This is a genomic window from Pseudomonas viridiflava (assembly GCF_900602065.1).
GTDB lineage: Bacteria > Pseudomonadota > Gammaproteobacteria > Pseudomonadales > Pseudomonadaceae > Aquipseudomonas.
The window spans coordinates 112,241-125,085 of sequence record NZ_UWFN01000310.1 but is presented as its reverse complement, the minus strand read 5'-3'; the positions used below and the strand labels follow the sequence as shown (position 1 = coordinate 125,085).

10 protein-coding genes are annotated in these 12,845 nt (G+C 58.9%); 8 read left to right on the top strand and 2 right to left on the bottom strand.

Going from position 1 to position 12,845, the window contains the following annotated elements; genetic code table 11:
- Positions 1–226: 226 nt before the first annotated feature.
- The 3 genes from EE949_RS23020 (at position 227) to EE949_RS23010 (ending at position 4,511) form a co-directional block, all read left to right on the top strand.
- Positions 227–3,628, top strand: coding sequence for an ATP-binding protein (locus EE949_RS23020; RefSeq protein ID WP_122666389.1), 3,402 nt, complete (start codon positions 227–229; stop codon positions 3,626–3,628).
- Entirely contained in the window at positions 3,603–4,280 is a 678-nt protein-coding gene (locus EE949_RS23015; RefSeq protein ID WP_122666388.1) for a response regulator, read from the top strand. The genes EE949_RS23020 and EE949_RS23015 overlap by 26 nt, the downstream gene beginning before the upstream one ends.
- Positions 4,281–4,358: 78 nt before the next feature.
- A complete protein-coding gene (locus EE949_RS23010) occupies positions 4,359–4,511 on the top strand; it encodes a hypothetical protein (protein WP_122666387.1) in 153 nt (50 codons plus the stop codon).
- Between the two features lie 411 nt (positions 4,512–4,922).
- Here EE949_RS23010 and EE949_RS23005 read toward each other — a convergent pair whose 3' ends face one another.
- Complete coding sequence (locus EE949_RS23005; RefSeq protein ID WP_122666621.1) at positions 4,923–6,005, bottom strand: MBL fold metallo-hydrolase; 1,083 nt, start codon at positions 6,003–6,005, stop codon at positions 4,923–4,925.
- A 186-nt stretch (positions 6,006–6,191) separates the two neighbouring features.
- Here EE949_RS23005 and EE949_RS23000 point away from each other — a divergent pair, with 186 nt between their 5' ends.
- A complete protein-coding gene (locus EE949_RS23000; protein WP_122666386.1) occupies positions 6,192–6,806 on the top strand; it encodes a TetR/AcrR family transcriptional regulator in 615 nt (204 codons plus the stop codon).
- Positions 6,807–6,811: 5 nt separating this feature from the next.
- On the opposite strand, the gene EE949_RS22995 is transcribed toward EE949_RS23000, so the two are convergent.
- Entirely contained in the window at positions 6,812–7,489 is a 678-nt protein-coding gene (locus tag EE949_RS22995; protein WP_122666385.1) for a DJ-1/PfpI family protein, read from the bottom strand.
- Between the two features lie 108 nt (positions 7,490–7,597).
- Here EE949_RS22995 and EE949_RS22990 point away from each other — a divergent pair, with 108 nt between their 5' ends.
- The 4 genes from EE949_RS22990 to EE949_RS22975 all read left to right on the top strand — a co-directional run bounded on the left by EE949_RS22990 (position 7,598) and on the right by EE949_RS22975 (position 12,805).
- A complete protein-coding gene (locus EE949_RS22990) occupies positions 7,598–8,581 on the top strand; it encodes a GlxA family transcriptional regulator (RefSeq protein WP_122666620.1) in 984 nt (327 codons plus the stop codon).
- A gap of 540 nt (positions 8,582–9,121) precedes the next feature.
- A complete protein-coding gene (locus EE949_RS22985) occupies positions 9,122–10,471 on the top strand; it encodes a GntP family permease (RefSeq protein WP_122666384.1) in 1,350 nt (449 codons plus the stop codon).
- Positions 10,472–11,332 carry a MurR/RpiR family transcriptional regulator gene (locus EE949_RS22980; protein ID WP_122666383.1) on the top strand — a complete coding sequence of 287 codons (861 nt, stop codon included), beginning with the start codon at positions 10,472–10,474 and terminating at the stop codon, positions 11,330–11,332.
- A 3-nt stretch (positions 11,333–11,335) separates the two neighbouring features.
- Positions 11,336–12,805 (top strand): N-acyl-D-amino-acid deacylase family protein, encoded by a 1,470-nt coding sequence (locus EE949_RS22975; protein ID WP_122666382.1) that lies wholly within the window; start codon positions 11,336–11,338, stop codon positions 12,803–12,805.
- Positions 12,806–12,845 lie beyond the last annotated feature (40 nt).

The following is a 12,845-nucleotide window of genomic DNA, read 5'->3' as shown; positions in this document are numbered from 1 at the left end:
CGTACCGGGCTACGTCATTTGACGTAGGGCCGGATTGCGTAAAAAAGTGGATGATTGCGCGCAGAAATACCCTTTACCTGTAGGAGCTGCCGAAGGCTGCGAATGTTTTTTCATGACACACCGCTTCGCAGCCTGCGGCAGCTCCTACAGAAATAGGCGCCAGGGAGGCACGAAAGTTGCTGTTGGCAACCCATAACCATAAATATCCTTTTCAGGAACACGCCAAGTGCGACGCTCCGGCTCCCAACGCATCGTCAAGGTACGTCGCGATTACAACAGCCTGGTCGCTGACGAGACCATGGAGGACTACGCCTTACGCTTCACGCCCAAATCATTCCGCAAATGGTCGGAGTTCCGCATCGCCAACACCGCCGTCGGTGCTGTTTCGTTTCTGGCACTGGAAGCCATCGGCGGTGCGCTGGTGATGAGTTACGGCTTCACCAACACTTTGTGGGCGATTCTGGCCACGGCGTTGGTGATTTTCCTGACCGGCCTGCCCATCAGCTATTACGCGGCCCGCTACGGCGTAGACATGGACTTGCTGACCCGTGGCGCGGGTTTCGGCTACATCGGCTCGACTATCACGTCGCTGATCTACGCCAGTTTCACCTTCCTGTTTTTTGCCCTGGAAGCGGCAATCATGGCATTGGCCATCGAGCTGTATTTCCAGATCCCGCTGGCCATGGCCTACGTGATCTGCTCGATCATCGTCATCCCGCTGGTCGCCTATGGCATCACCCTGATCAGCCGTTTACAGATGTGGTCGCAACCGTTATGGCTGACCTTGTTGCTGGTCCCGTATATCTTCGTGATCTGGAAAAACCCCGAAGCCCTCACCGACCTGACGACCTTTGCCGGGCGTGAAGGCGAAGGCGGCACCTTCAATCTGCTGTTCTTTGGTGCAGCCTTCAGCGTCGCGCTGTCATTGGTGACGCAAATCGGCGAACAGGTCGACTATTTACGCTTTCTCCCGGAAAAAACCCGAAAGAACCGCAAACGCTGGTGGGCCGCACTGCTGATGGCAGGTCCCGGCTGGATCATCCCCGGCGCGCTGAAAATCATGGCCGGTGCCTTCCTGGCTTTTCTCGCTCTGCAGCACGAAGTACCCATCGAGCGCGCAGCAGAACCGACGCAGATGTATCTGGTCGCCTTCCGTTACGTGTTCAGCTCACCTGAATGGGCGCTGGCAGCCATGGTGCTGTTCGTGATCATTTCCCAGATCAAAATCAACCTGACCAATGCCTACGCCGGTTCGCTGGCCTGGTCGAACTTCTTTGCCCGCGTCACTCACAGTCATCCGGGCCGCGTGGTGTGGCTGGTGTTCAACGTCGCCATCGCACTGATCCTGATGGAGTTGGGGGTATTCGATGCAATCGAACAAGTGTTGGGGCTATACGCCAACGTCGCGATTGCCTGGATAGGCACGCTGGTGGCTGATCTGGTGATCAACAAGCCGTTGGGCTTTTCCCCGAAACACATCGAGTTCAAACGCGCGCATCTGTATGACATCAACCCCGTTGGCGTGGGGGCCATGTCGATTGCGTCATTGCTGTCGATCAGTGCCCATTTCGGGGCATTTGGTGAGCTGGCCCAAGCCGCCCCGCCGCTGATTTCCCTGACGACCGCGCTGATCGCCGCACCGTTGATCGCCTGGTGGACCCAAGGCAAGTACTACATCGCGCGCACCAGTGACCCGTTGCAACTCTTCCCTGCCGGGCCACAGACCAGCTTGCGTTGCGGCCTGTGCAGCAATGAATTCGAGACGCCGGACATGGCCTACTGTCCGGCCTATAGCTCACCGATCTGTTCGCTGTGCTGCTCGCTGGATGCGCGCTGCGCCGACCAGTGCAAACGTCGCGCAAGGCTGTCGATGCAGTTCGAAGACATGGTCAGCACGCTGTGGCCGAAACTGCCTCTGCACTACCTGCATACCCGGCTGGCGCAATACCTGGGTTTGCTGACCGTCCTGCTGCTGACCATTTCCGGGGCGTTGGCGGTGATCTACGGCCAGGTGTCCCACAGCCTGATCGATCAATCTCCCGCCGTGCACCACACGCTATTCCTGGCTTTTCTCAAAGCGTTTTTCACCCTGTGCGTGTTTGCCGGGATCCTCGCCTGGTGGGTGGTGCTAACGCGGGAAAGTCGACGCGTCGCACTGGAAGAATCGGATCGTCAGACGTCACTGCTGATGCAGGAAATCGACGCCCATGACAGGACCGATCAGGCGTTGCAGGCTGCCAAGGAAGCCTCGGAAGCGGCTAACGCGGCCAAGAGCCGCTACGTCACCGGCCTTTCCCATGAGTTGCGTACGCCGCTGAACAGCATTCTCGGTTTCACCCAGATTTTGCAGCGTGATCCCACTACACCGTCTCATCAACAAGACCCGCTGGCGACCATCCTGCGCAGCAGCTCGCATCTGCTCTCGCTGATCGACGGCTTGCTGGATGTCGCCAAAATCGAAGCCGGCAAGCTACGCCTTGAGCCGTCGGAAATCCTCTTTCAGGAATTCCTCCACGATCTGGAGCAAATGTTTGCCCCGACAGCGCGAGAAAAGGGCCTGACGTTTCGCCTGGACGTAGTGGGCCGCATGCCTGCTGTGGTCCGCGGCGACGAAAAGCGCGTGCGGCAGATCCTGATCAATCTGCTGGGCAACGCGGTGAATTTCACCGACAGCGGCGAAGTCTGTCTGCGGGTCAGCTATCGCCGGGAAACCGCCATATTCGACATCATCGACACCGGTATCGGCATTGCACCCGAGCAGATCGAACGGATCTTCCAGCCCTTCGAACGCGGCGGCCTGGTGCGTCAGGACAACGGCGTCGGCCTGGGGTTGACCATCACGCGCATGCTCACCTCGTTGATGGGCGGCGCCTTGTCCGTCACCAGCCAGCCGGACGAAGGCACGCGCTTTCAGGTCCGCCTGTTTCTGTCCGAAGTACGCGTGCCCAAGGCGGTAATCCACGTCGACCACGACGTCATGGGTTATGAGGGTGAGCGACGGCTGATTCTGGTGGTGGACGACCACATCGAACATCGCAAGGTGATCAGCGGCATGCTCGCGCCATTGGGTTTTGAAGTGGCCCAGGCTGCGAACGGTCAGGAAGCGATTCGTCAGGTATCACTGCTGCACCCGGACCTGATCCTCATGGACCTGTCGATGCCGGACATGGACGGTTGGGAAACCAGCCGCCTGATCCGCCGCAACGCGCTGTCGCTGGCACCGATCATCATCATTTCCGCCAACGCTAACCCGTTCACCGACGACAAGGAGCGCAGCGTGCCCCAGGTCTGCGATGACTACCTGGCCAAGCCCGTGCACATCCAGCAACTGCTGGACCGGATTCAGCACCACTTGCAACTGCAGTGGTTGCGTCGTTTGCGCGCCGTGTCGGTGGTCAAAGTGCCGTGGACTCTGCCTCCTCGGCAAGACCTGCTTGATTTATACGAGTTATGCGGCCTGGGCTATGTGCGAGGTATTCAGGCCAAACTCGACGCCATCGAACGCGACAGCATCAACAGCGCCAGCTTCATCGCCGACCTGCGAACCCTTGCCAAGGGCTTTCGCCTGGATGAACTCAGCCTGCAACTGAAGGAGGCCCTCAATGAACGCCCTGACCCAACCCGCTGATAACGGCGTGATCCTGATCGTCGACGACACCCCGGATAATCTGGCGCTGCTTTCGGACGCGCTGGATGAAGCGGGTTACATGGTGCTGGTGGCCCTGGACGGCAGCAGCGCGCTTAACCGGATTCAGCGCAGACGCCCTGACCTGATTCTGCTGGACGCGATGATGCCCGGCCTGGATGGTTTCGAGACCTGTCGCAGGATCAAGGCGCAACCGGACAGCGCCAACATCCCGGTATTGTTCATGACGGCCCTGACCGACAGCGAGCACGTGGTCAAAGGCTTCGAAGCGGGTGCCATCGACTACGTGACCAAACCCATCGTCTGCGACGAAGTCCTGGCCCGCGTTGCCTCTCACCTACGCACCGCGCGCATCCTGCAATCAGCCCGCAGCGCCTCGCAATCCGCCAGCCTGGGCTTCGACGACAAACCTGCCTACGGCAAACTCTCCAGCCGCTTCCAGCTCACCGAACGAGAAATCGAAGTACTGCGCTGGGTCTCCTGCGGCAAGACCAACAAAGACATCGGCGACATCCTGCAACTCAGCCCACGCACGGTGAACAAGCACCTTGAACATATCTACATCAAGCTGGGTGTGGAAACGCGGACGGCGGCGACTTCGGTGGCGTTGGCGGCGATGACGGAACGGGTGTGATGGGCTGAAAAATAATACGAATCTTGTCGACCCGGCGTTGCCCAATCTCTACCGACAACAAACAAGAGAGACGCCGTGATGACTGAACAACCGAAAGACCAGGAATCGGACCGCGAAGACCTTGATCACAAGCCGGAAAACGCCGGCAAGGTGGGCGAGAAGAACAAGCAGATGAATGAAAAAGGCGAACAGCCAAGACCGGCTACGCCGCCGGATCCGAAGCAGGGCTGAGGGTGATGCTAGTGATCTCATGTGGGAGCGGTACTTGCCCGCGATAATTTCAAGCTCGATCGCGGGCAAGCACCCCACAGACGATCACCGAATCTGTAGGAGCGCGCTTGCCTGCGATTCAGGCACTGCGGTGGGGCAGGTATAACCGCGTTATCGTTCTTCGCGGGCAAGCACCGCTCCCACATAGACCGCGCTATTCCGTAGGACTGGCCGGGCGGCGCTCCGCTTTAGCCGGGAGGGCGTCGGGACATTCACTACATATTCCTCGTCAGAAATAGCTCTCCCGGCTAAAGCGGAGCGCCGCCCGGCCGGTCCTACGGGATTGCAAGCAAACATAGAATCTCCCACAGGGTTCCGCGTATTTCTGTGACAGCGAGTCAGTGACAGCAAGTTCGCCTGTACAGACAGACCTCAAGCATCGCGCCGCACGTACTGAAAACCGCGGTTATCTTCCAGCGGCACTTCCCGCACACCTTCCATACCCAGCCACCACGCGTTGCCGCGACACGGGTATTGCACGTAAAACGGCTGGCCCATTTGTGGCGTGGTGATTGAGACGTTCTTTTCCCATGCCAGGGCAATGATGCGATCAAACGGCTCATGCCAGGCGTGCATCGCCAGGTCAAAGGTGCCGTTATGAATCGGTAGCAACCAACGCCCGCGCAGGTCGATATGCGCCTGCAGGGTTTCTTCGGGCTGCATGTGCACATCTGGCCAGTCGACGTTGTAGGCGCCGGTTTCCATCAAGGTCAGGTCGAACGGGCCGTACTGCTCGCCGATGGTTTTGAAGCCATCGAAATAACCGGTATCGCCGCTGAAGAAAATTCGCTGATGTTCATCGTGCATCACCCACGATGCCCACAGGCTGCGGTTGCCATCCAGCAGCGTGCGCCCGGAAAAGTGCTGGGAAGGCGTCGCCACAAACTGCATGCCATGCACTTCCGTGGATTGCCACCAGTCCAGTTGAGTGATCTTGTGCGCAGGCACGCCCCACTCCATCAAAGTATCGCCAACACCCAGAGGCGTCAGGAAGTGCTCGGTCTTGGCCTCCAGTGCTTTGATAGCCATATGGTCAAGATGATCGTAGTGATTGTGCGACAGGATCACTGCCTTGATGGGCGGCAGTTCTTCAATGCTGATCGGTGGCTGATGGAAACGCTGTGGCCCCGCCCATTGCACGGGTGAAGCACGTTCGGCAAAAACAGGATCTGTCAGCCAGAATACCCCACGCATTTTCAGCAACACGGTGGAATGCCCAAGGCGGTAGACCGTGTAGTCCGGAGCAGCCAGGAGCTGCTGACGCGATAATGGTTGCACTGGAATTTCCCCCGAAGGACGTGTGACCGATGGTTTCTTGAAGGTCATGTTCCAGAAAATCCCCAGCGTTTTGAAAAAGCCCATGCGACTCATGGGCACGGGGTTGCGATACCGCCCCTCGTGCTTCTTCAGGGTCGGTAAAGGCTGAGCTGACGAATTCTCTGTGATCTTTGACATGGTCTGCTGACTCCGGGAGTTTGCCGCGCTGCTCATCATCGCCTCCGCTTTGCAATAGCGGAAAAGGAAGATAATGTGTAACCTAGTTTTACACTACACAGTGTAGTTTTAAGCTTGCATCATCAGCGATGACAAGTAAACTGCCGGGTGTACTTTTTATCAAAACACTTGTTTGAAGCGAGACCTATGACTGCTCCCCTGCGACTCACTGACCGAAAACGCGAAGCTATCGTGCTGGCAGCCATTGCCGAGTTTCGCGATACCGGGTTCGAAGTGACCAGCATGGATCGCATCGCGGCACGAGCCGAGGTGTCAAAGCGTACGGTCTACAACCATTTCCCCAGCAAGGAAGAGTTGTTCGCTGAAATCCTCCAGCGGCTGTGGTGCCGTATCGGTGAAATCCCGGATTCGATCTACCGGCCCGGTGTGCCCTTGCGAGATCAATTGCGCGGCATGTTGCAGGCGAAGATGCAGACCCTCTCTGATCCTAATTGCCTCGACCTCGCCCGAGTTGCGCTGGGCGCTACCATTCACTCCCCCGAACGCGCCCAGATCTGGCTCGCGCGGCTGGATGAACGTGAAGAAACTTTCGCCGTGTGGATCCGAGACGCCCAGACCGATGGCCGTCTCAAGCCTGCAAACCCGACGTTCGCCGCCACTCAGATGCACGGGCTGCTCAAGGGGTTTGTGTTCTGGCCGCAAGTCACCTTCAACAAACCCGTGCTCAGCGCCGAAGAGCAAACCAATGTCATCGAGTCGACGCTGGACATGTTCCTCGGCTGGTACGAAATCACCGAATAGGGCGTTCAAGGTTTCGTTGTTATACGCGCCACGATTGCACGACGTTGCGCCATGGAGTTCCGGGCTCGCTCGGTCGCCAGGGCCAATACTTCAGACGGGGCGGTCAGCGGATGCCCGGCATCAAAAGGCGGTGCTGGCGCGTACTCCAATTGCAACTGCACCGTCTGAGCCTGTACCTCTCCGAACAATTCGCTAACCAGCGTCAGGGCGAAATCAATCCCTGCGGTTACTCCCCCACCGGTCAACAGATTGCCGTCGCGCACCACTCGCTCATGCACGGGGATAGCACCAAAACTCATTAGCAAGTCATGCGACGCCCAGTGAGTCGTTGCGCGCCTGCCTTTCAGAAGGCCGGCAGCGCCAAGCACCAAGGCGCCCGTGCACACCGAGGTCAGGTAGCTCACGGTCTGCGCTTGTTTGCGGATGAACGCCAGAGTCTCCTCATCTTCCAGCAGCACATCAATACCCTGCCCGCCCGGAATACAGAGTACGTCCAGCGGCGGACACTCAGCGAAAGTCTGGGTGGGCCTGAGTTGCAAGCCGGTGCTGGAGAGCAGAGGATCGCGGTCCTTCCAGATCAAATGCACCGTTACGTCAGGCACGGTGGCAAACACATCGTAAGGACCGGTCAGGTCCAGCTGTTGCACCTTGGGAAATACGAGCAAGCCAATATGTAACGTCATCTGAAATTCGCCTGAAGTTTGGGTAGACGCAATCACTGTAGCCATTTAGGCTTTGGCGGATACGCCATATACCCCACCTTTCACGCCAAACATTTGCAGATGACGTTCATGACTGAACAACCCAGAGCCGTACATATCCTGGCGTTTCCCGATGTTCAGATTCTGGACGTCTGCGGCCCCCTGCAGGTTTTTGCCTCAGCCAATCTTCAGGCCCAACAGCAAGGCTTGCCGACGCCTTATCAGATTAAAGTCATCGCCACGCAGGAGCAGGCCGTTGAGTCTTCGGCGGGGCTGGGTTTGTTGACCTGGCCACTGCCACCTGCCAGTGAGCACAGCGACACATTGATCGTGGCCGGTGGCCGTGGCGTGCAACTGGCTGCCAGCGATGCTGAGTTGATGCAGTGGCTGCACGAGCGAGCCGGTGCAAGCAGACGGGTTGCCTCGGTGTGCAGCGGCGCCTTTCTGCTCGCCGCAACCGGCTTGCTGGACGGTCGTCGGGTGGTGACTCACTGGGACAGTTGCGAGGCACTGGCCCGGCGGTTCCCCGCATTAAAGGTCGATCCCGATCCCATCTTCATCAACGACGATGGCTTCTGGACCTCGGCCGGCGTTACTGCGGGTATCGATCTGGCGCTGGCACTGGTCGAGGAGGATCTGGGCCACGCCCTGGCGCTGGCGGTCGCTCGCCATCTGGTGGTGTTCCTCAAACGACCGGGTGGCCAGTCGCAATTTAGCGCAACCCTGTCGATGCAGCAGGCAAACGCTACGGACGACGCACGCTTTGCCGATCTGCATGGCTGGATTATCGAAAACCTGACCAGCGACCTCAGCGTCACCTCGCTGGCCGCACGGATGGGCATGAGTGAGCGCAGCTTTGTCCGCCATTACCGCGCGCAAACCGGCATCACCCCGGCCAAAGCCATTGAGCAACTGCGCGTCGAAGCGGCCCGACGTTTGTTAGCGGCCAGTTCGCAGCCCGTCAAACGTGTCGCATCCAGGTGCGGGTTTGGCAGTGAAGAGACGATGCGGCGCAGCTTCTTGCGCGGATTGGGAGTGACACCAATGGCTTACCGGGAGCGGTTTAGCGGGTAGACAAAGTATTTGTCTGCCTCATGAATTTTAGGTGGCGCAATCCTGCAGGAGCGCCCCCGTCGCGCAATAAACACGGACCTGTAGGAGTGAGCTTGCTCGCGATAACGGTAGACCTGTTGAGGAATTACCGTCTGACCTGACGCTATCGCGAGCAAGCTCACTCCTACAACAAGCATTCCAAATCAGCTAATTGCATTTGGTTTGACAGGAGCAGAGCTTGCCAAGGACGCCGCAGGTTTCAGGCTAATCGTTTCCAGCCTTATCGCGAGCAAGCTCTGCTCCCACATACTCATCATCAAAACAGCCCAGCCAGAAAACTATTTTCATATATTGATTTTTGTTTTTGTATTCGTGTAATTTATTTTCATCACGAAAACAGAGATAAAAATAATGATGACCTGTGATCGCCGTTGCCCTTCCCTTACTCCAGCGTACAAACCTTTAGCGATACCTCTGCCGAGTTCTTCCGAAACGCCTCCTCACTGACGATTCAGTCCGTGCTGAGCCATTCGACTTCCATTCTCTGCAAGGAACCGCTCTATGCCGCCGTCCGCTGGTCTTTCGCTGTTGGTTTACGCCGCTGTCGCGATCATTGCATTGATCGTTCTGATAGCCCGCTATCGCCTCAATCCGTTCATTGTCATCACCCTGGTTTCTGTCGGTCTGGCGCTGGTCGCCGGGATGCCTGCCAGTGGCGTGGTCGCCTCTTATGAGGCCGGTGTCGGCAAGACGCTGGGACACATCGCGCTGGTGGTAGCACTGGGTACCATGCTTGGCAAAATGATGGCCGAGTCCGGAGGCGCCGAGCAGGTCGCGCGCACCCTGATTGATCGTTTCGGCGAGCGTAATGCCCATTGGGCCATGGTCTGCATTGCCTTTCTGGTCGGGCTGCCGTTGTTCTTTGAGGTCGGCTTCGTACTGCTGGTGCCGATCGCTTTCACCGTCGCACGCCGGGTCGGCGTTTCGATCCTGATGGTCGGGCTGCCGATGGTCGCGGGGCTGTCGGTGGTCCATGCGCTGGTCCCTCCCCATCCGGCAGCGATGCTGGCGGTTCAGGCCTATCAGGCATCGGTCGGACAAACCTTGTTCTATGCGATTCTGATCGGCATTCCGACCGCGATTATCGCGGGTCCGCTGTATGCAAAATTCATCGTGCCACGTATTCAGTTACCCGCCGAGAACCCTTTGGGTAAACAGTTTCTGGACCGTGAACCGCGTGAAAAGCTGCCAAGTTTCGGCATGACCATGACCACTATTCTGCTGCCAGTCTTCCTCATGCTGCTGGGTGGCTGGGCTAACCTGATCAGTACGCCAGGCAGTGGCTTCAACAGCTTCCTGCTGTTCATCGGCAACTCGGTCATCGCCCTGCTGCTGGCCACCTTGCTAAGCTTCTGGACGCTGGGCATCGCGCAGGGCTTCAATCGCGATTCGATTCTGAAATTCACCAACGAATGCCTGGCCCCCACGGCCAGTATCACGCTGCTGGTCGGCGCGGGCGGCGGTTTGAACCGAATCCTGATCGACAGTGGCGTGACCAACGAAATTGTCGGTCTGGCGCAAGAGTTTCACCTGTCACCGCTGCTGATGGGCTGGCTGTTCGCCGCACTCATGCGCGTCGCCACCGGCTCGGCGACGGTCGCCATGACCACCGCCTCCGGGATTGTTGCGCCGGTTGCCTTGGGCCTTGGCTATCCGCATCCGGAATTGCTGGTGCTGGCGACAGGCGCGGGGTCGGTGATTTTTTCCCACGTGAACGACGGTGGTTTCTGGCTTATCAAGGAGTACTTCAACATGACAGTCGCGCAAACCTTCAAAACCTGGACGGTGCTGGAGACGTTGATTTCCATCGTGGCATTCGCCCTGACCCTGGGTCTGGCGCAGGTGCTCTGAGTGGACATCCTTTACCAGATCCGCGCGCGTCAGGATTCACTCAGCGCTGGCGAAAGCCGGATTGCCAGACTGATCCTCAGCGACGTGGCATTTGCCGCCAGCGCCAGCCTTGATGAGCTGGCCAGCCGGGCGGAAGTCAGCAGCGCAACACTCTCGCGCTTTGCCCGCAATATTGGTTGCCGGGACCTGCGCGACTTGCGCCTGCAATTGGCGCAAGCCAGTACGGTCGGCAATCGCTTCCTCAATCCTGAGCAGGCCCCGGAACAATCGGCATTTTTCACGCAGATCGTCGGCGATATCGAAGCAACCCTGCGCCAGCATCTGGCAGGGTTTGATGAGTCGCGCTTCGCCACAGCCATCAAGCTGTTGAGCGAGGCGCGGATGATTCATGCATTCGGCATGGGCGGCTGCTCCAGCCTGTGCAGTGAAGAATTGCAGACACGTCTGGTGCGCCTGGGTTATCCCATTGCCGCCTGCCGTGACCCGGTGATGATGCGCCTGATCGCAGCAACGCTCGGCCCGGAACACAGCGTGATTACCTGCTCCCTCAGTGGTCGAACCCCGGAACTGCTGGAAGCGGCCCGACTGGCCCGCAGCTACGGCACGAAAATCCTCGCGATTACCCTGCCCGACTCGCCGCTGGGCCAGCTCGCCGACGTGGTGTTGCCGCTACAGATTGCCGAAACCAATTTCATCTACAAACCCACAGCAGCACGCTACGGCATGCTGCTGACCATTGATGTGCTGGCGACCGAACTCGCCCTGCTCGCCCCGGAAGACAATCAGGAACGGTTGCGACGCATCAAGCTCGCCCTCGATGACTACCGCGGCGGTGAAGACGGCTTGCCGCTTGGAGACTGAACCATGCTTTATGACCTGATCATTCGCGACGCGCTGGTGATCGATGGCAGCAATACCCCTGGCGTGCGTACTGATGTGGCGATACGAGAAGGCCGCATCCAGCGCATCGGCAGCCTCGATGGCGTCTCGGCGAAACAAGAGATCAATGCTGCTGGCCGTGTTCTGGCCCCCGGGTTCATTGACGTACACACCCACGACGACACCGTGGTGATTCGCCATCCGGCGATGCTGCCCAAGATCAGTCAGGGCGTCACCACCGTGATTGTCGGCAACTGCGGGATCAGTGCTGCGCCTGTCTCACTGGCTGGAGACCCGCCGGACCCGATGAACTTGCTGGGCACTGCCGCCGCATTCGTTTACCCGCGCTTCAGCGACTATCGCAATGCCGTGGACGCGGCCCATCCAGCGGTCAATGTCGCCGCGCTGATCGGCCATACGGCGCTGCGCAGCAACCATATGGATGACCTGCAGCGCAGCGCCAGCCCGGAAGAAATAAGTGCCATGCGCGCCCAGTTGCGCGACAGCCTTGAGGCCGGTGCATTGGGCTTGTCTACCGGTCTGGCGTACGCCTCGGCGTTCTCGGCGGAAACCACTGAAGTGAAGCAACTGGCCGAGGAGTTGACGGCCTTTGGCGCGGTATACACCACCCACCTGCGTAGCGAATTCGAGCCTGTGCTGGAAGCCATGGATGAGGCATTCGACATTGGTCGTCACGCCAAATCGCCGGTGGTGATTTCCCACATGAAATGCGCCGGCGCCGGTAACTGGGGACGCAGCCCGCAATTACTCGCCTCACTGGAAAAGGCAGCTCTGGATCATCCGGTGGGCTGTGACTGTTATCCCTACGCCGCCAGCTCGTCGACGCTGGACCTTAAACAAGTCACCGATGCCTTTCGCATCACCATTACCTGGTCAACACCGCACCCGGATCAGAGTGGCCGCGACCTGAAAGACATCGCCGCCGACTGGCAACTGTCGCTGCTGGACACCGCCCGCAAGCTGCAACCCGCGGGCGCTGTGTACTACGGCATGGACGAGAAAGACGTCGAGCGAATCATGAGCCACCCGCTGTCGATGATCGGCTCGGATGGATTGCCCGAAGACCCGTTTCCACACCCACGGCTATGGGGAGCATTCCCCCGCGTGCTTGGCCACTTCAGTCGGGATCTGGGCCTGTTCCCGCTGCATACCGCGGTGCACAAAATGACGGGCCTGTCAGCAGCGCGCTTTGGCTTGCATGAGCGCGGGCTGATCCGCGAGGGCTACTGGGCCGACCTGGTGTTGTTCAACCCGGACACCGTGCGCGACGTGGCAGATTTCAAGGACCCGAAACGCGCCGCCGAAGGCATCGACGGGGTCTGGGTGAATGGCCAATTGAGCTACGCGGACGGGAAGGCGCAGGGTGAGCGGCAAGGGAAGTTCTTGCCAAGGAGTGGCTCGTTGGTGGCGGGGTTTGCGCAATCATCCACCTGACCGCAGCTCCTACAGGTCCAATGCTTGCCGAGCGAAAGCG

Excerpts from the sequence above, each read along its gene's own strand:
- EE949_RS23010 (WP_122666387.1), top strand. The coding sequence starts at position 4,359 with ATGACTGAACAACCGAAAGACCAGGAATCGGACCGCGAAGACCTTGAT.
- EE949_RS23005 (WP_122666621.1), bottom strand. The coding sequence starts at position 6,005 with ATGTCAAAGATCACAGAGAATTCGTCAGCTCAGCCTTTACCGACCCTG.
- EE949_RS22975 (WP_122666382.1), top strand. The coding sequence starts at position 11,336 with ATGCTTTATGACCTGATCATTCGCGACGCGCTGGTGATCGATGGCAGC.
- EE949_RS23015 (WP_122666388.1), top strand. The coding sequence starts at position 3,603 with ATGAACGCCCTGACCCAACCCGCTGATAACGGCGTGATCCTGATCGTC.
- EE949_RS22995 (WP_122666385.1), bottom strand. The coding sequence starts at position 7,489 with ATGACGTTACATATTGGCTTGCTCGTATTTCCCAAGGTGCAACAGCTG.
- EE949_RS23000 (WP_122666386.1), top strand. The coding sequence starts at position 6,192 with ATGACTGCTCCCCTGCGACTCACTGACCGAAAACGCGAAGCTATCGTG.
- EE949_RS22990 (WP_122666620.1), top strand. The coding sequence starts at position 7,598 with ATGACTGAACAACCCAGAGCCGTACATATCCTGGCGTTTCCCGATGTT.
- EE949_RS22985 (WP_122666384.1), top strand. The coding sequence starts at position 9,122 with ATGCCGCCGTCCGCTGGTCTTTCGCTGTTGGTTTACGCCGCTGTCGCG.